The following is an 18,661-nucleotide window of genomic DNA, read 5'->3' on the forward strand; positions in this document are numbered from 1 at the left end:
TTGGGGCACGCAATCTTCGGTAAAAGCAGTCGCCATCAGGGTGGATGCAGGCGTCCCTGCTTGCTGATCGTCCGAGTTCTCCTGCAGATCAGCGGTTTCTGATCGGCGCGTACGAGCTTCAACGTGTCGACGCCGGTCAGGCTGACATTGAGCTTATCGCCGACATAGGTAAGGCCCGTGTCGGGCGCGGTGAGACGGATCGGCTTCTGGTCCGGCAGGATCGCCAGATCGAGGGTCAGTCCATCGACCAGGAAATCGCCGTCCAGCTGCGTTCCATCTTCGCATGCGTAAAGATGCTCCCCGACGAGCGTAGGGATGGAATTGCGATCATGGCGACTTTCATCACCGCCGCCATTCTGCTGGCATCCCATCAAGCTGAGCATCAAGACTCCTCCAGTCAGGGAGAGACGGCTCAAACGATATTGTTTCAGGCGCATGTTTTTTCCCGGATCTCGAGGGTAAACTGTCGTCATAGGCGGCAAGGGAAGCCGCCCATGACGCGGGCCGTTCTCGCACACAGGGGTAGATGCGGCGGCCAAACTGGTCATCAGTCGAAGAGTTCGCGCAGGAAGCCCTTGCGGCGACCGTGATGGCCGCCCCGAGATCTGTGGCTCTCGCCACGATCGCTTCCATGCTTTGAGCCGAACACACCGAGCGTGCCTTCACGCCGTTCGACCGGCTCAGTTTCGCTGATGCTGCGTTCGATGATCTTGTCGAGTTCGCCGCGGTCGAGCCAAACGCCACGACACTGTGGGCAATAGTCGATTTCGATGCCCTGCCGCTCGCTTATGAGCAGGTCGACTTTGCAGACCGGACAGGGGAGCCCGTTCGAAGGTGTACGGATCGTCATGTCAGATCTCCTTGGTTTCTCGGGCGTCGTTGATCGATGCTCTCGGTGCGCTAGCCATCGCGCCTCTCCTTGCCCTTGGTTACTTTGAGAGCGCGGCGCTTGTGACGATTGGCTGGTGCAACCGAACGGACCGTTCGCTTCGTTGCGGCCATGAACCTTGCGTCCTGAATCTTCATCTGACGGCGAAGCCCCCCGGCTAATGGGCGTGCCAATAATCCGAGGATGCCCTTGCACTCGAAACTGTGCCGGACGTGCAGGCCAGTCTCGTCCTCGAAAATTTCATATCCCTCTTCGATGCTGAAAAGCAGAAACGTCGCCGCTTTCCAGCGGATAGTATCTGGATTCTCATTGGCCACGATTACGGCTTCAAGCGACGCTTGCTTGCCCATCAAGGTCCAGGTCATATCGATCTTGTTCCCAAGCTCGACGACCCCCGGACCAAAGCGATAGTGCGGATGCCACGCCTCATATCGATTGAGGTCGGCCAACAGCGTCCACGCCCGCAAACGCGAGATCTGAGGACTGAATATGGTTTCCTCTCTCATCGGTCTGATCCTTTCCTACGATCAGGAAGAGGCGGGAGGGCAGTTACTGCCCTCCCGTCACATCAGTGCTGCGGTTGAGCAGACGGGGAGACCTCGACCTCTGGATCATCCTCCTCGACCATCGTCGTGCGGCCGTATCGCGCATAGAGCGTCGGCAAGACGAACAGGGTCAGGAGCGTCGCAGAGATCAGGCCACCGATCACGACAGTCGCCAGCGGCTTCTGGACTTCGGCGCCAGCGCCACTGCCCAGGGCCATCGGCACGAAGCCGAGGCTTGCAACCAGCGCCGTCATGACCACCGGCCTCAGACGCTGAAGCGCACCTACCCGAGCGGCTTCGGCACGGTCCATGCCGGTTCGCATGAGATCCTGAATGGAGGACACCATGACGAGGCCGTTCAGGACCGCGATGCCGGACAGAGCGATGAAACCGACCGCCGCGGAGATGGAGAAGTCCATGCCCCGCAGGAAGAGGGCCAGAACGCCACCTACCAGAGCCAGCGGAACGCCGGTGAACACGATGGCGGCATCACGGACTGACCCCAGAGCGCCATAGAGCAGCAGCAGGATCAGAACGAAGCAGGCCGGGATCACCAGTTGCAGACGTTCCTGAGCCGAAGCCAGATTTTCGAACTGGCCACCCCATTCGAGATAGCTGCCAGGCGGAAGACGCACTTCCTTACCAATGGCAGCCTGCGCATCCGCCACCACGCCGCCGACGTCACGGCCACGCACGTTCGCCTGGACAACGACGCGACGCTTGCCGTTCTCACGACTAATCTGGTTGGGACCGTCAACGACGCGGATATCCGCCACGCTGGCCAACGGAACGAACTGCCCGCCCGGCGTCGGCACCTGAACCTGGCTCAGCAGCGATATGTCGGCGCGCTGCGCTTCGGAAAGACGGATCACCACCGGGAAACGGCGGTCGCCTTCGAAGATCATGCCCGACTGCTGGCCGCCCAGCGTCGCGTTCACGATGTCCTGCACGTCCTGAGCAGTAACGCCGAGGCGGGCCATGGCATCGCGATTGACGCGGATGTCGAGCATCGGAAGGCCTGTGGTCTGCTCGACCTTCACGTCGGCAGCTCCCTGCGTCCGGCGCAGGACTCTGGCGATCTTCTCCGCCGTCGCGTTCATCGAGTTGAAGTCGTCGCCGAAGACCTTGACCGCGATATCGCCGCGCACGCCGGCGATGAGCTCGTTGAAGCGCATCTGGATCGGCTGGGTGATCTCGTACGCATTGCCCGGGAATTTGGCGAGTTCCCCCTCGATTCGAGAGATGAGTTCCTCCTTCTCCAGGCTGGGGTCCGGCCATTCCTTCCGGTCCTTGAGGATGACGAACATGTCCGTGGCGTTGGGCGGCATCGGATCGGATGCCAGTTCGGCCGTACCCGTCTTGGAGAAGACGAACTTCACCTCCGGCTGCTTCGACATCATCTGCTCGATCGGCACCTGCATCGCCTGGCTCTGCTGCACCGACGTTGCCGGAATACGCAGAGCCTGAATCAGAAGGTCGCCTTCATCGAGCTGCGGCAGGAAAACCTGCCCCAGAGACATGAAGGCCAGGATCGCGAGAACGAAGCCGCCGACGCCAGCGCCGACGGTGATCATGGGCCGCTTCATCGCCCGGTCGAGACCGGGTTGGTAGCGGGCCTTGAGCCAGCTCATGATCCGTCCTTCCTTCTCCTCGATCCGCTTGGACAGCCACAGGGCGATCGCGGCGGGAACAAAGGTCAGGGAGAGGATGAAGGCGCAGACCAGCGCGATGATGACGGTGAGCGCCATCGGCACGAAGGTCTTACCCTCAACACCGGTCAGGGTGAGGAGCGGCACGTAGACAAGAATGATGATCGCTTGACCATAGACCGACGGCTTGATCATTTCCCGAGCAGCGGAAGCGACCGTGTCCAGCCGCTCCTTCACGGTGAGTAGACGCCCTTCGTGATGCTGGTGCTCCGCCATGCGTCGCAGGGCATTTTCGACGATGATGACGGCGCCATCGACGATGAGGCCGAAGTCGAGAGCGCCAAGGCTCATGAGGTTTGCCGATACACCGGCACGCAACATGCCAGAGCCGGTCAGCATCATGGTCACCGGGATGATGACGGCGGCAATCAGCGCGGCGCGGAAGTTGCCGAGCAGCAGGAACAGCACCACGATGACGAGGATAGCGCCTTCGCCCAGATTTTTGGCGACCGTTTTGATGGTCGAGTTCACCAGCGCCGTACGGTTCAGCACAGGCTGGACGATTACGTCCGGCGGCAGCGAGGCGTTGATCTCCTCTAGCCGGTTGGCGACCGCCGTCGCGACGGTACGGCTATTCTCGCCAATCCGCATAATGGCGGTGCCGACGACGACCTCGGTTCCGTTTTCAGATGCCGACCCCATGCGAATAGCCTGCCCGGTACGAACGGACGCGACTTGCCCAAGAGTGATGGGTACACCTTCCCGGGTGGCCACCACGATCTTGGAAAGTTCGTCGGCGTTACGGACAAGAGCGTCTGCACGGACTGCCAGACCTTCGCCATTGCGATTGACGAAGCCGCCACCGACGCTGGTGTTGTTGCGTTCAAGGGCCGTGCTGAGCTGAGTCAGCGTGATCCCCATCGAAGCCAGGCGCTGCACATCGGGCACGACGAGGAACTGCTTGGCATAGCCGCCGATCGAGTCGACGCCGGCCAAGCCCTGCGTGTTCTTCAGCAGGGGCGAAACGATCCAGTCCTGCGCAGTACGCAGGTAGGTCGCCTTATCGGTGTCGTTGGTCAGCCGTTCGCCTTCCGGCGTGATGTAGCTGCCATCGGGCTGCATGCCGGGTTCACCCGGTTGATGCTTATCGTCCTTGCGATGCTCCAGACGGACGGTCCACATATAGACTTCGCCGAGGCCAGTGGCGATCGGCCCCATTTCGGGCGTCACGCCATTAGGCAGGTTCTCGGACACGCCTGTCAGACGCTCGCCGACCTGCTGGCGGGCGAAAAAGATATCCGTCTGATCAGAGAAAACGGCCGTCACCTGCGCGAAGCCGTTGCGGCTTAGCGAACGGCTATATTCGAGGCCCGGAATGCCGGCGAGTGCGGTCTCGATCGGGAACGCCACCTGCTTTTCGACCAGTTCGGGCGACAGCGCGGGCGCACGGACGTTGATCTGCACCTGGTTATTGGTGATGTCCGGCACTGCGTCGATCGGCAGGCGAGACAGAGCGGCGGCGCCGATCACAACGGCTATGGCGGTCAGCAGCAGGACGAGCCAGCGCTTGTGCACCGCCCAGGTTACGATTGGGGCGATCATCGGCTCAGTCCTCCGCAGCTTCGCTCTTGCCGAGTTCGGCCTTGAGCGTGAAGCTGTTGACGGTGGCGATCTCCTCGGTGCCCTTCAGGCCCGATTTGATGATCACGCTGTCGCCGGCACTGTCGCCCAATTGGACGGCCGTTGCCTGGAACCCGGTCTTGGTCCGCACGAACACGACCGACCGGCCCTCTTCCGTCTGCACCGCAGTGAGCGGCAAGCGGATCGCGCCATCGCCGCCGCTGCCGGTGAGCGCGACCGATGCCGTCACCGGCTCGCCGACGCGCCAAAGGCCATCCCGATTGTCGAGTGTCGCGATGACGGGGACGAGGCGCGTATTCGCGTCGAGCGCAGGCGACACGAACGTCACCTTCGCGGTCGCCTGTCGACCCGCTGCCTTGATGTTCACCGTAGCGCCGGGGCGGACGCGCCCGGCATCCTGCGGCTGAAGATTGAGCGAAAGCGACACGCTCGACAGGTTGGCGACGCGGAACAGTTCGGCGTCTGCCGCGACCGTCTGCCCCAACACAACGCTGCGGCCGATGACCTGACCCGACATGGGCGCCACGATGCCGATGCGATTGAGGCCGCCGCCACCGGTGCCAGCGGCGGAAACCTGCTGCTGCGCCAGACGAAGGGCGATGCGCGCCTCCGTCGCCGCGGTGCGGGCAGCGATGAGATCCTGTTCAGGCGAGACACGCTGCGAGAACAGACGCTGTTCGCGGGCGAGATTGCTGTTCGCCAGAGATAGCCGCGCGCGAGCGGCTTCGGTCTCGGCGTTGAGCGAAGCAGCCTCACGGCTCTCGATCACGGCCAGCGTCTGGCCGCGACCGATCGACTGTCCAAGGTTGCGGGTGAGCGAAACCAAGCGGCCACTGATCGCTGCGGACACGACCTGCGTGCCCTGCGGATCACCGTCGATGGTCGCGGGCAGCTCAATCGTGCCCGATCCGCCCATCATCGGCCGAGCCGTCTGAATGCCAGCCGATGCGATCTGATCAGCCGAGAGCGTGATCTTGCCCTCTTCGGCTTTATCCCCTGCCTTTGCTTCAGCAGCCGGCGCTGCCTCGTTGGTCGGGTTCTCCTCGGCACCGCTTCCGCAAGCGGCGAGCGCCAGCATCAGGGACAAGGGCAAAGTGGCGTAGATGATCTTCTTGGATGTCATGGATCAATTCCCCTGTTCCGGCGCAGGCGCTGTCAGGCGCTCCAGTTGCGCGCGGGCATTCTGATAAGAGGCAAGTGCGTCGATGGCGGCGAGGCGTGTCTGCGCGAGCGTGCGTTCAGCATCGAGCAGGTCGAGCTGGCCAAACTTGCCTTCGCGATAGCCGATGCGAGCAATACGAGCCGCTTCCTGGGCCGCCTCAAGGGCTGGACCAGTAGCCGTCTGTGCAGTGACTGCGGCATTCGATGCCGATGTCTGCGCGTCGGTGATGGCCTGCTCGACATCGAGCGCCGTCATGCGCTTCTGGGCTTCCACCTGATTGCGCTGCGCGCGAGCCTGCGCGACAGCAGCCTTGCCCGAATTGAAGATCGGGATAGGCATAGTGACCGTGAAAATCAGGGCCGTGTCGCTGGTGGCTGACAGCCTGCGTAAACCGGGGCCAGCTTCGAGATTGGGGACTCGTTGAGAATTGGCGAGTCGAACATTGGCATCAGCTACGGCAAGGTCCGCGTCTGCGGCAGCCAGGGCCAGCGTACCTACCGCGCTCGGTGGTACTTCGGGCCCATAACCGCGTGGTAAGCGCTCCAACCAGGCCGTATCGAGCGGACCGCCCATCGGTTGCCCGACCCTACGCTCCAGATTGGCGCGGCTGGCCTGCGCCAGCCGGATGGTCCGAACCAGTTCGGCATCGGCGTTGATCTTCGCCACATTGGCGCGCTGCTCCTCTATCGGAGAGGCCCGCCCGGCCTTAACCCGTACGCTCGCGGCATTCGCGGCGTCGCCAGCGATGCGCGACTGATCACGTGCCGTCTGGACACGCCGTTCGGCAGCCGCCGCTTCGATATACAGCTGCGTGACCTGTAGCCTGATGTCCGCCTGCGTGATTGCCGAGACCAGCAAAGCCTTGTCGGTCTGCGCGTTGGCGACCGCGATGCGTGCGGACCGCTTGCCACCCAGTTCGATGGGAACAGCCATGCTGACCGTCGACTCGGCGCTACCAACGCCGCGATACGGTCCGCTTCCTGCGATATTCTCCACCTGCGTCTGCACGGTGGGATTAGGACGAAGGCCAGCGACGGTACGTGCGGCGCGGGCGGCTTCGACATTGGCCTGCGCGGCTTCAGCCGCCGGGGCGCTACCACCTGCTGCGGCAACCGCCTGATCAAGCGTATAGGGTGATGCCCCCGCTACCGCAGCGGGCATCTCCTGTGCCTGCGCCACAGCGACGCAGGACACGGCAGCCAATAAGGCTGCAATGGATCGGAACATGAATAGGAATCCTGAACACGAGTCATGGACGACCGCCGGCCCGAATTCAGGCGCAACGGTCCACTATGGCTCTGTCAGGCTATGGGTGGGCGCAGGTCCGGGCCGGTTGCCCAGCGCTTGGATGGGATCGGCGCAGGAATGAACACAGGCGCATTCACCGCAGAGGGGAGCAGATCATCGCTGGCCGAAGCCGGCACAAATGCCGGAGCCCCCTGACAACCACCATGATGGTGCGGCATGCCCTTGTCGGCATCACCCTGCGTCTGGTCCGCATCGCCATCACTATGCACGTAACCGGAGCATTCGATGGTGGGCGCCTGAGCGTTAGGAACTTCCTGAGCATGCACCATCGTCGTCGTCAGCATAGACAACGAAATCAGGCAGAGCAGGAAACGTCCTAAGCAGTGCATGGCGCGTTGCATAGTTGACTTCCCGCCTCGTGTCACTCGATAAAGTCTTTTATCGGAATTTTCGACTGATTGAGGATGTTACATCAGATCATCACGCTGAAAAGAAAGCATGATATGCTGTATCACGGCAATGATATGATGATCATATTGCGGTTTTGGGGAATGTTATTGTAAAAATACATAACAATTTAGATGAAATTAGCAAATATCATTAATGCTCATAATTAAATCTCAGCAATTAAATTGATTAAAAGTAGAACAATTGCGATACGTCGAGATTTGATCGTTACGCAGCGGTGATCAAAGGGCCGGTGAAAGGTACAGCCAGTCTTCCGGAGCGCGTTGGTGGTCACGACCCATTCAAGTCGCTCAGTCGTCGTTTCACACCCACGAAGTGCGGACTGTCCGCAATCCAGCAGCGAGAACCCCTTGGACCGTATTTCGATACCTGTCTGGTGGAATTTGACGGGAGCACATCATTTGGTGCGTCGCGATTGCCGGCAAAACCTGAGCGGGACGCATGTGGTCAATTGACGCTGCGCCACTGTGCGGGCGTCACGCCCTCCCAGTTTCGGAATGCGCGATAGAAGGAACTGGTGTCCTGATAGCCGAGCAGGAAGGCGATTTCGTCGATCCCATTGGCGCCGCTCGCCAACATCTGTTGGCCGATTTCATGCCGTGCTTGGTCAAGCAGGCGGCGAAACGTCGTACCGCTGCTTGCTATGCGGCGCTGGAGGGTGCGCTCGCTTGTGCCGAGTTCACGGGCAATTTCCTCAACGTCCGGCTTGCCGCTGGCTAGACGGCGCTTGATCACGACCTTTACCTGATCCTCGATAGAGCTTTGCGCCTCCATCTCAGCCAGCGAATTTGCCAGGGCGGGTGCCAGAACGGCGAGCATTTCGGGATTATATGCGGCGAATGGGCGATCTAGATCAGCGGACGACAGGACGATGAGATCTCGCGATCGTCCACACAGCACGGGCGCGCCTATATATTCGGTCAGGGCCCCATGAACTGGTCCCTTGCGCGTCAGTTCGACGCGGAGTGGCATGATATGCACCCCGGTTCCCCGTCGTCCCAGTTCGAGAATGGCAGCCAGCGTCACGTCGACGATCGCGTAAGGCTGGTCATCAACAGCGATCGCCCAGTCGAAACTGACCACGCATTCCGTTCCTTCCTCGACAAACTTCATTTCCTCGGGCGCGCAAAGCCGCTTGTAGCGCGCGAGGCGAGCCAGCGCGTCCCGATAGTCGCGAGCGAAGAAAGCCGACATGGTGGCAGGCGGATGGCCGGCAACATCGGTGGCGAGTGACATGGTGATGCCGATCGCCGGATCGCCTGAAAGCGTTTCCACCGCACGCCACAATGCGCAGTACTGCTCCACCGTCAGCCAGGCATCTTCAGCAAGGTGGAGCGCTGCGGGCAGGCGCGCCTGCCGCAGGATCGCCTCGGGCTGCATTCCGGCCCGGCTTGCCGCCCGCCAGAATGCGGGCGGAAGCCTGCACCGGTCAGCGTGTCTCCTGCTCATCGTCGCGGCTCCCTACATCTGGCTCTTTATAAGACGATCGAACATGCGGTCGCCCAGCCATTTACGCACTCCGATCATCAGCCTGGCGTACTTGCCCGCGGCATAGCGCGTGCGCGGCCGCTGCAAGCTGATGGCCTTGCCGACGACATCGGCGATCACCTCCGGATCAGTGCCCAGGCCATGGCCGTAGGACGTCTCCATGGAACGCGCCACGCGGCGGGTAACCTCTGCGTATGCGCCTTTTCCGGAGCGCTCCAGCAATCCCTGCGAGGCGGCATCTCCGAACCCAGTCTCGATGAGGCCCGGCTCGATCACGACAACGCGGATGCCGAAAGGCTCGAGCTCGAGACGAAGGCTGTCCGACCATCCTTCCAGCGCATGCTTGGTTGCGTGATACCATGCACCGAGCACCGTGTAGATCTTGCCGCCCATCGAGGTGACGTTGACGATGGTGCCAGCTCCCCGGGCACGCATCGCGGGCAGCAGCAATTGGGTTAGCCTGGCTGCACCGAACAGGTTCACTTCGAACTGGTAGCGAGCCTCCTCCATCGTAATCTCTTCAACGGGCCCATAGAGACCGAAACCAGCGTTGTTGACGAGCACATCGACGCCGCCCGCCTGTTCGGAAATGGCCGCAGCGGCAGCAACAATGTCCTCTTCCCTGGAAATGTCCATGCGGAGCACCACCGCGCCCAGCTGGGCCAAGTCCTTCATCTTGTCTGCATTCCTGGCCGCGACAAAGACATGGTAGCCGTCGGCGATCAGGCGCTTGGCGATGGAGTTGCCCATGCCGGAAGAAGCTCCGGTGACCAAGGCTGTCTTGCGGTTGGGAATAGGCACGGAATCACCTCATAGTTTGGATGCACCATAATTGGGTGCGATAAGGCATATCTAGATGTCGCAAGGCGCCACCACAGTCGCGAATGGCGCCAAGGTTGGTGCGGATTGCGCCAATCTCAGGGTAAATAGAAAGGCACGGAAAGCAGTACTCGCGTGTCGATATTAACGTTGAGCACCGGGCCGCGATTCCCACCGAGAGCACTTAGCAGCCTTCCTGAACCGACCCATCCCAAGCCCTCAGCGCGAAAAATCGGCTTCCATGAGCTGAAATGCAGCTACTTGAACATCAGCCGTCAGACTGGCCGACTACAGATCGATATCAGTGCGGTTTGCAGGCGGGGTTCTCAGCCTCAGGAATGGCCAGAAAGCTAATAGTGCGCGGCGCGAAACTTGCGACGGGCGATCGCTCCGCTACACCAACTAGCGCGGGAAGTCTGCCGCTTGCGTCGAGTTTCAACACCTGTCCGTTCAGCTTCACGCCCATTGAGGGCATGTCTGGCCCAGAAAGGGTATAGCGAAAGCGCTTGCCGGGCAGCGTGATCGACATGGTATTGGCTGCGTCATTATTGATGACGAGCAGCGCTACGCCGCCGACCCGACCAGCTTGGCAATGGGCATAGACATGGAGACCGGACTGGCGCGCAATTCCCGCGTCGAGGACGATCGTTCCCATCAGCCTGTGCCAGAGCAGAGCAGCCCAGTAATTGGCTTTGGGGCTGAAGTCCTCCGGATCAAGCAGGCTGTAGCTGCCAGCGGCGAGCGTATTGTGAATCGAGACCTGCACACCTTGCTTTGCCAACAGGCCAAGCTGGTCGAGATAGCGGAAGCTGTCGATAAAGCTTCCGCCCCAGGGATTGCCGCCGCAAGCCGAATCTGCGCCTTCGGTCATCCAGATCGGCTTGCCTGGCGCATAGCGGTCACGCAGCGCTGCATAATAGGCATGGGTTGTGCCAGTGCGGCCCAGCCATTGTTCGGATAGAGCATCCTCCAGCCTTGTTTGCGGCATGTGTGATGCTTTGCAGCGGGCAGATGCAGCGCCATAATGATGATAGGAGAAGGCATCGATGTCTGAACCACCGCTTGCCAGCAACTCAGCGCTGGGTATCGATCCGGGAATGCTGGGCGGCATGCCCCATGGCTCAGGTGTTTCCGTCGCGGAGCCGGGGCCCAGAATCAGCATGCCGGGCGCGGCTCTTTTCGCGAAAACGCGGAAGGATTTGAAGTCTCGGCCGTAAGCGGCAGCATCGTATCCCTTGGGTGCACCGCTGATACCCGCGATCGACGGCTCGTTCATGAATTCGGCGGCGCTGATCATGCCCCCGATCGCGTGGGTGTAGGCGAGCCAGTGCTCAGCCATGTCGGGCGTCCAAGCCCCCCTAGGATCTCGGACGCCCGAGCTGATAGCGAAAGAGGTCATGATCTTTGCATCCGTCGCCTTGGCGAACGCGATCACGCCGCGCCACTGTTGGCGAGTGAGAACGCCCTTGAAGCCGTCGGGCGTTTTTGCGGGCGGCGTTTCGCTGTCCGCGAAATAAATGCTGTTGGCCCAGGTTCCCGCTACGCGGACGTAGGCCGGACCGAGCGCTCGGGCTAAGAGGCGGAGGCGGGCATTGGCAAGGTCGATCGGCGGGCGGTATTCGAACTGGGTCGTGTCTATGCCCAACTGGGCATCGTTAGAGGTGAGCAATGCGCTGGCGGTCGAATCATAGGGCTTCCAGAAGGCGCCGCCTGTCACCTCGATCATCTCGACATTGTAGGATTGGAAGCGAGGATCGATCGTGCCGATCCGGCGCAAGCGTGCCGGTTCGGCGGCTGCGCGAAGATTGCTCGCTGGCTGTTGGGCAAGCGCGGGCGCCATGACAAAGGATGATAGCAACAGCGCGCCAATACAAAAGCAACAAACCCGCCGATAACTGGCGCGTGTAGCGTAACCGGCGTGCATCAATCCGTCTCCCAATCTGCGGCCTTGGTCGCATCCTGTTCAACCTAAGGTCAAATAGGGAATTTTGGTCGCACCATAGGTATGGCCTATGGTCACAACGCTCGCCGGGCGGATTTAGATGGGGCTGCCGGTTGTTGAGGCATCGCTCGGTGGCAGCCTACCTGCGCATGACGACCCATGCCGGACTCTCAGCAGCCAATTTTCACTCCCTAGGTGCGGAAGGTCCGCTTTCTCGGCGGCTGACGACCAAAGCCACCCGTCCGTGCGATTCTCTGAGGAGGCAGAAATGACGATTCCGCCCAAGAGCGTCATCGCGAAGCGTAACGCAAAGCGCGTCATTCCCCCTGCAGACGACATGCCGCCTCGCGAAGAGAAGTGTGCCTTCGACGGCGAATACATCGATGACGGGACCATCGGGGGCATGTATGGCTGCGATGCGCCGAACATCGTGAAGCTGCTAAAGGCGAAGAGGGCCATAGGCGCCTGATGGTTCTAGCTCCCGACCTCACCCTTCTCGCCGCTTGTCGATGCCAGACGCTCATTCACAACTATCTGGTGCTCAAAAGTCCGATGTCGGCGGGGAACGATTGCCAGACATCAAATCGTGCGGCACGATCCTAGGGAAATGACGAAGGCCCGTGACAATCACTACGTCCCCCAATGGTATCAGCGCTGCTTTCTCGAACCCGACCGCGAGAAGCTGGCCTACCTGCATCTCAATCCCGAGATGCACCGACAGAGTGACGGCTCGCTGAAGCCCGGGCGGACCCGCTTTGATTCATATACGAGCCAGTGCTTCCATAAGGACGATCTATACACCACCTCCTATTTTGGCTTCGACATCAACGACGAGATCGAGCGGAAGCTGTTCGGCGGGATCGACGGCAAAGGTCCGAAGGCTCTGGAAGCGTTCAGGGCGGACGACCTGGAGGCTAGGATCGAGGAGTTCGAGAACTTCTTCGAGGTCATGGACGCTCAGAAGCTGCGAACGCCGAAAGGGCTCGAATGGCTCCGCCGCCACTATCCCGCGCTCGATCAGAACGAGCTGATGATGGAAATGCAGGGGGTCCGGATGATGCACTGCACGCTCTGGAGCGAATGTGTCCGGGAGATCGTATCCGCCGAGGACGCCGGCGTGAAATTCATCATCAGCGACCACCCCGTCACTGTCTACAACTACGCGGTCCAGCCGAGCGATCCGCAATGCGCCTTTCCGGAAGATCCGCAGATATCCTGGAAGGCGACCCAGACGATCTTTCCGCTCGACCGAAACTCCTGCCTCATCCTCACCAACCTCGAACACGCGCAGGACCCGCAGCTGAGCGACCCTTGTCGCAAGCGCACCAATGCCCGCAGCTTCGGCAATAGCCTCATCAACGCCGAAGCCTTCATCCGCAGCCGCAAGCTATCGGACGCCGAGGTGATCCGGATCAACCATGTGATCAAGTCGCGTGCCAACGAGCATGTCGCCGCAGGCCGGCGCGAGTGGCTCCATCCGGAGACGGAGGTCGATACCGACTGGAAAGGAATCCAGGAGACGCTGCTCCCGCCCTCCGATCAGCTCTTCTCGTTCGGCGGCGAGATCTACATCGGCTACGAAGGCGGCGGCGTGGACTATCAGGACCAGTTCGGACGGTCGGACCCGCGCCCGCCGATACTGGATCGGCCGGCAGCAGAACTGCCGCAGTCGAAAAAGGAATTCTGCGGCTGCGGCTCTCCGCACAGCTATCGGGATTGCTGCCTGTCGCGCCCGGTCGACCTGCGTCCCTCGTGGAGCGAGCGAGGTATCCGCGAGCGCAACATCCTGCACGCGCAGGCCATTCTCAACATCACCGGCCTCGCCGAGCACCGCGACTGGCGCAGGGCCCGCGAAGAGATGACCGACGACAAGATCGCCAAGATTTACCAGGTGTTCGCATGGCTCTGGCCGAGAGACACCGACCTCATCTCTCTGCTGCCGAAGCCGGACGGGCGGCTCCGCAGTCTGTTCACGGGGCTGATAGATCCTCGCATGATCACCGAGTTCGCCATCGGGGCGCCGAACTACTTCGGCGAGATCCTGATCCAGAACCCGTTCCTGCATGCGCGATGCGTACAGCCTAAGTCGAACCCAACGAAGAACCCGGCGGCGTTCCGCCAGCAGGTGCTGAAAGACGTCGCCCTACTGCTCGACATGATGCCTCTGATCGACGCCGGCATCGTGACGCTTTTTCCCGATCCCTGCATCTTCGATCCGCATCTGCGCAGCGAGATGTGGCGGATGGCCGACGAGAGGACGAAGCTCCAGCCGAAACCCGTCGCCGACATCCGCAGCAGGTGGCTGCCCGAGGACGACTTCCATCACTCCATCCTAAGCGCGTCCGAGGACATGCAGCGAAGCATGCTCAGGAGGTGGAGTCCTGATCTGTCTCCCGAGGACGTCGACCGGATGGTAGAGGCGATCCGATTGGACAGGGTCCTCGATCCCCTGGCACCGCTCCGCTCGGACGACGCGGGTTCCGTCATTCCGGATGGAGGGCTGCTGATGCTGCAGCACATGGCGCCGAACCTAAAACTTTCACTCTATCTCGCGCAGGCGACAGGCTCGATCATCGTGACGGACAGCCCCCATAGATGGAAGGAGCTAAGAGGCATGTCCCGACAACTGGCGGGAGAGCCGCCGCAGCTCGTTCCCGAGTTCCGGACCGCGGTGCGGGGAGCCGAGCACCATTTCCTCGGCTCCCAGGAAGCGGTGGAGCGGGCGCACGCCACGGGCGCGAGCCAAGCCTATCGCAGCCTCGTCCACGACGTTGTTCGGCATCTCACCGCCAAGGACCGCAAGCCGAAGCCGAACTGGGCTTCCCAGCTGAAGGGACGGTTCGCGCGTGCCCACGCCGGGATGGGCGTGGAGATCCGTAAGCACGACGCGCCCTCGCTTCCCGCCAGGATCGAATGCATCGCTCCGTCCGGCGGCATCCGCGACAACACCATCAACCGGCTGCTGCTCATGTCGAACGTCGACCATCATGCCGATCACGTTCCGATGGCCTTCTTCATCCAGAGGCCGGATCCCACCTTCTATCGCAGAAGCCACGTCGAGAGCCTCAGCCGAGATTGATACCAGCGGCATGGACCAGCATGGGATGAGACGATTGCCAGATTCCGCCGATCCGACCCTTTGTCGCCATTCAGCGACTAAATTTCGCTCCCCAGCACCGGACTGTCCTCTGTGGATGGCTCCCGCGTTGCAAGTATAAAGTGATGATCTGACGTTCCGTCGGGTGCAGTCGTCTGTCCGGCCTGTTGATGCAGTCGGTGTAGACTGCTGGCCATGATGACGTCCTCGAACAAGGTCCGATCGGCTTTGCAGGCTATGACGGCCCTTGGGTTGCGACGTCAAATATCCAAGCGAGACCGACTGCACAAAAATCTTCCGATCTAGCGTTTGTCGCGAAGCTTAGCGATGGTTTATCACAGCGCTGGAAGCCGCGATCTGCACCTGGAACACCCGGCGAAAGAGAAGCGGCTTGAGTTTCAGCTGCAGTGGAGAAAACAGCCCTGGACGCGGCCGAGCGATGAGCGGCAGTCGTGTGCTTCCCGTATAAGAGGAGCTGTGATATGTTCCCTATATGTTTTCAGCACTGCAACGGGAATTAGCGCGCATGCCCCAGCGCGCTGACTTTGTCATGGAGACGGTCAAAGTAGGGGAAGAGGGGCGCGTCTCGGTCAAGATGCTACCTGACCCTCGCCGCTACACGCATATGGAGAGGGACGGCGACACCCTCTATATCGACAAATATCTCGGACATGCGGTTTCGCTCAATGACATGGTCGCCGGTTTTTCAGGCGTTCCGATTTACGAGCTTTCACCCAGCATCGATTCAACAAGCGAATACGCGCAGTCCCGCCATGCGGCACTGAGCAAAGAAATGGACTCCGGCGAATATACGCCGCCTGCCGAAAGCGCAGCTTCGCACCGCGAATTGGATATGGGCGGTCAAGAACGGCTGATCGGCTTTCTTTCGGTAGATATTTGCGGAGCAACGGCCTTGAGGCGGCGCGATGCCGCCGCGTTCGACCGTGCCTATGACCTGTTCACCCGCGAGCTAGGTACGGTTGTTGGGCAGTTTAATGGATCGATCCTCAAGACCAAGGGCGACGGTTTCATCGCCTTCATCGATCATCCGTCCTTCACGCGCGTATCTGACAACGTGGTCGATATGGGTCTGACCCTTCTTGCTGTCCTTCATCAATCGCTCAATCCCGCGCTCGAGAAATGTGGGATCGAACCCATCAGTATCCGCGTCGGCGCTGATTTTGGAGAAGCCAGGATCAAGACGATGTCGGTGCCTGCCACGGGTTTTGTCTGCCAGGAAGTTGTGAGCGATGCCCTCAATCGGGCAGTCAAGATCGAGGAAGCCTGCAAACCCAATGAGCTTTTGATCGGGCGCTGCCTCTATCAGCTTATCCATGTCGGATGGCTCGAACGCGCAACGGAAGTTCCGTTTGAAGGCGCTCAGGTCGGTATGCCCGGCTATCAAACCTATCGGATCATATAATGCCCAGCCCATCTTCAGATGAACTCACGGCACCATATTATCGCGCGCAGATCGACCGGATCGTAAAGACGCTCAACAAGATCACGACCCGTCCTACTGGCATCGGAGCAGGCTATGCCATTCCCGATCCCGAAGATATCGCGATCCATGATGGCCGGAGGATTGAAGCGATAGTCCTCTTTTTGGATATCTGCAAATTCTCGCAGCGCTCCTGCGAAACCATGGAGGAGCAAGCCTCCATCATGCAGGTGCTCTCGCTCTTTTTCACTGAGATGATCCACGTTATCGAGGATCATGGCGGTGTGGTCGAGAAGAACACGGGTGACGGCCTCATGGCCTATTTTGCCCGTAACGATCTTGCGGGCATATCCATTCAACAACGGGCCGTATCCTGCGCGCTCACCATGTTCGCGGCGGCGGACCTGATTAATCCGGTCCTGCAACGCGCAGGAATTCCGCCGCTCGATTTTCGCATTTGCATGGATCACGGCTTCATCACCGTGGCGAAGGTGGGAGCCGCGCGCCGCTTCAACGGGATCGTGGCCGTTGGCACGACGGCCAACATCGCATCCAAGATGCTCTCCGTTGCCAAGGCAAACACCATCTTGCTCGGAGATCAAATGTTGCGCGGTCTTCCGGCCTATTGGCTGCAAAATTGGGTCAAGCTGGAAACCGAAGACACCGGCTGGCACTATCAGCAATCACAAGCCCCATACCCCTTTTGGCGTTATATAGGACGCTGGAAAGCAAGATGTCCCGCACGGCATCCTTGCCAAGCAGATACGAGCGGGAAACTCTGAAGCTCGGTGATAAACGTCAGCACGGTCGCGACCGTCAAAATCTCCCGTGTGATCCTGCTCAGCCCGCCCTTGCGAATTTTAGCCGAGACGACTTCAAACATCGTTACAAACGCAAACGTGACGAGCCATACGACGGTCGTTTTTAGATTGGCGAGCGACCACCAACCGAACTTGCCCACCACATAGATTTCGCCGGACGCATAAATAGCCGCGAATGTGAGTGGCAGCACAATGATGGGGTTGAAAAACGCACGTAGAACGCCCGCTAGCCCTTGGCGCGTATCGCGCCCTACGAGGACGACAGCCAGAAAAACGCCAAACCAAAATACAGCGGCGATTTCCCGATTAGTGATGGATGTCCAAATATCGCTCATGGACCTATCGCACATGATTACGAGATATTCTGCAAGGTTAGTCCGAGGATAGCCGCGTACTTTCGGCCGGACTCTCGTGAATCGGGCCGCTGCGTCGTCTCGTCGAGAAGCGCATCTTCCGTGTTGGGCGAGTTTGGACATCGCCGCACAACCATCCTCGGATGTCCGGTTTTTCGATTTGTCTCTCCGAACCGGAAAGTCGGTTAGAGTCCCAGCCGTTACCTCCAAACCTGCCGTAGGCCGCGCCGGGAATGTCCGCTTCGCTCGCCCTGACGATCAAGACCGGACAGAGCGCGATGTCCCATCCCTTGCCGTTAGCAGCCCCACTGAAACCCGTCCCAAACTGATAAAAGTAACCCCGCCGGAGAAATCTCTCGGCAGGACCATAGTTCAGGGAGGTGCTGCTCCGAGGGGGAGGGGAGCGACAGGCTTGATGTGATGGGCATCGATGATTCTTATAATGACGGCGTGTTTTGCCGCTTGTCGGCATCCTCGACCGTCCAGAACATGGGATTGCGCATCCAGTCGTTGATGGCGGATTCTCGCCATCCCATGCAGCGCGTGGCGATACGGACCTGCTTGGGAAAGGTTCCGGCCTGGACCTTGCGATAGAGTGTCGCCCGGCTGAGCCCGGTCCGGTCGAGGACCGTATTGAGCCGAATGATGCGATCGGGTGGCTGAGAGATCATGGTCGTTTTCCATCTCTTGAGTGGTGACATGAGCGCGCCTGATCCCGAGGATTATTGGGCGGTTGCCGCGCGTCAACCGCCTGAGAATGGGCCGATCCGGCCTTGTCGAACCCCGGCAAGCCGAGGCGCACCCAGGCGCAAAAACGGCCATCAAAATAATTTGATGATGTCTGGCTGATGCCTCGCCGGCTCTGCCGGCTGAGACGCTTTGGGATGGTTGATCGGGTGTTCGCGGTGCGCGCGGCGGGCCGCACGCATGGCATCTGATTCGGGGTTCTGGGCGTCCCTGCGTGCCGCCATGCGGTCATCGCGCATTCGCGCGATGGCGTTGGCCTCCGGCATCGGACGGGCAAAGGCGGGCGTCGCTTGTCCCTAGCCCCGCCTCGGCGTCCTGCAACCCCGGCTGCGCCGAGGTCCTCCATGTCCA

16 protein-coding genes are annotated in these 18,661 nt (G+C 60.5%); 4 read left to right on the forward strand and 12 right to left on the reverse strand.

From position 1 onward, the window contains the following. Positions 1-35 precede the first annotated feature (35 nt). The 10 genes from E5554_RS12225 to E5554_RS12270 all read right to left on the reverse strand — a co-directional run bounded on the left by E5554_RS12225 (position 36) and on the right by E5554_RS12270 (position 11,833). Positions 36-437 (reverse strand): hypothetical protein, encoded by a 402-nt coding sequence (locus E5554_RS12225; RefSeq protein WP_234831917.1) that lies wholly within the window; start codon positions 435-437, stop codon positions 36-38. 110 nt (positions 438-547) lie between these two features. Further along, a complete protein-coding gene (locus tag E5554_RS12230; RefSeq protein ID WP_136186942.1) occupies positions 548-850 on the reverse strand; it encodes a zf-TFIIB domain-containing protein in 303 nt (100 codons plus the stop codon). Positions 851-900: 50 nt separating this feature from the next. Then, positions 901-1,395, reverse strand: coding sequence for a hypothetical protein (locus E5554_RS12235; protein ID WP_136186943.1), 495 nt, complete (start codon positions 1,393-1,395; stop codon positions 901-903). Between the two features lie 62 nt (positions 1,396-1,457). Next, the gene (locus E5554_RS12240; protein WP_136186944.1) at positions 1,458-4,685 is read right to left on the reverse strand and encodes a CusA/CzcA family heavy metal efflux RND transporter; all 3,228 of its coding nucleotides are present in this window, start codon (positions 4,683-4,685) and stop codon (positions 1,458-1,460) included. Between the two features lie 4 nt (positions 4,686-4,689). Then, positions 4,690-5,847: an efflux RND transporter periplasmic adaptor subunit gene (locus tag E5554_RS12245; RefSeq protein WP_136186945.1), complete on the reverse strand. Its 1,158-nt coding sequence runs from the start codon at positions 5,845-5,847 to the stop codon at positions 4,690-4,692. Positions 5,848-5,850: 3 nt separating this feature from the next. Next, positions 5,851-7,113: a TolC family protein gene (locus E5554_RS12250; protein ID WP_136186946.1), complete on the reverse strand. Its 1,263-nt coding sequence runs from the start codon at positions 7,111-7,113 to the stop codon at positions 5,851-5,853. 74 nt (positions 7,114-7,187) lie between these two features. Beyond that, a complete protein-coding gene (locus E5554_RS12255) occupies positions 7,188-7,535 on the reverse strand; it encodes a hypothetical protein (RefSeq protein WP_247594244.1) in 348 nt (115 codons plus the stop codon). A 514-nt stretch (positions 7,536-8,049) separates the two neighbouring features. Next, positions 8,050-8,982, reverse strand: coding sequence for an AraC family transcriptional regulator (locus E5554_RS12260; protein ID WP_210729738.1), 933 nt, complete (start codon positions 8,980-8,982; stop codon positions 8,050-8,052). Positions 8,983-9,063: 81 nt separating this feature from the next. Then, on the reverse strand, positions 9,064-9,840 hold the full coding sequence (locus tag E5554_RS12265) for an oxidoreductase (protein WP_210729739.1): 777 nt from the start codon (positions 9,838-9,840) through the stop codon (positions 9,064-9,066). 370 nt (positions 9,841-10,210) lie between these two features. After that, complete coding sequence (locus E5554_RS12270) at positions 10,211-11,833, reverse strand: hypothetical protein (RefSeq protein WP_247594245.1); 1,623 nt, start codon at positions 11,831-11,833, stop codon at positions 10,211-10,213. A 286-nt stretch (positions 11,834-12,119) separates the two neighbouring features. On the opposite strand from E5554_RS12270, the gene E5554_RS12275 reads away from it, so the two are divergent. The 4 genes from E5554_RS12275 to E5554_RS12290 all read left to right on the forward strand — a co-directional run bounded on the left by E5554_RS12275 (position 12,120) and on the right by E5554_RS12290 (position 17,171). Further along, on the forward strand, positions 12,120-12,320 hold the full coding sequence (locus tag E5554_RS12275; RefSeq protein WP_136186950.1) for a hypothetical protein: 201 nt from the start codon (positions 12,120-12,122) through the stop codon (positions 12,318-12,320). A gap of 138 nt (positions 12,321-12,458) precedes the next feature. Continuing rightward, on the forward strand, positions 12,459-14,930 hold the full coding sequence (locus E5554_RS12280; protein WP_136186951.1) for a DUF4238 domain-containing protein: 2,472 nt from the start codon (positions 12,459-12,461) through the stop codon (positions 14,928-14,930). Between the two features lie 544 nt (positions 14,931-15,474). After that, positions 15,475-16,371, forward strand: a complete 897-nt coding sequence (locus E5554_RS12285) for a hypothetical protein (RefSeq protein ID WP_168708710.1) — start codon at positions 15,475-15,477, stop codon at positions 16,369-16,371. Beyond that, complete coding sequence (locus E5554_RS12290) at positions 16,371-17,171, forward strand: adenylate/guanylate cyclase domain-containing protein (RefSeq protein ID WP_136186953.1); 801 nt, start codon at positions 16,371-16,373, stop codon at positions 17,169-17,171. The genes E5554_RS12285 and E5554_RS12290 overlap by 1 nt, the downstream gene beginning before the upstream one ends. On the opposite strand, the gene E5554_RS12295 is transcribed toward E5554_RS12290, so the two are convergent. Beyond that, entirely contained in the window at positions 17,099-17,545 is a 447-nt protein-coding gene (locus E5554_RS12295; RefSeq protein ID WP_136186954.1) for a hypothetical protein, read from the reverse strand. The two genes, E5554_RS12290 and E5554_RS12295, sit on opposite strands and share 73 nt — an antisense overlap. A 455-nt stretch (positions 17,546-18,000) precedes the next feature. Beyond that, positions 18,001-18,234, reverse strand: coding sequence for an AlpA family phage regulatory protein (locus tag E5554_RS12300; protein WP_136186955.1), 234 nt, complete (start codon positions 18,232-18,234; stop codon positions 18,001-18,003). Positions 18,235-18,661: the final 427 nt, after the last annotated feature.

It is taken from the genome of Sphingobium sp. PAMC28499 (assembly GCF_004795815.1).
In the GTDB taxonomy this organism is placed as follows: Bacteria; Pseudomonadota; Alphaproteobacteria; order Sphingomonadales; family Sphingomonadaceae; genus Sphingobium; species Sphingobium yanoikuyae.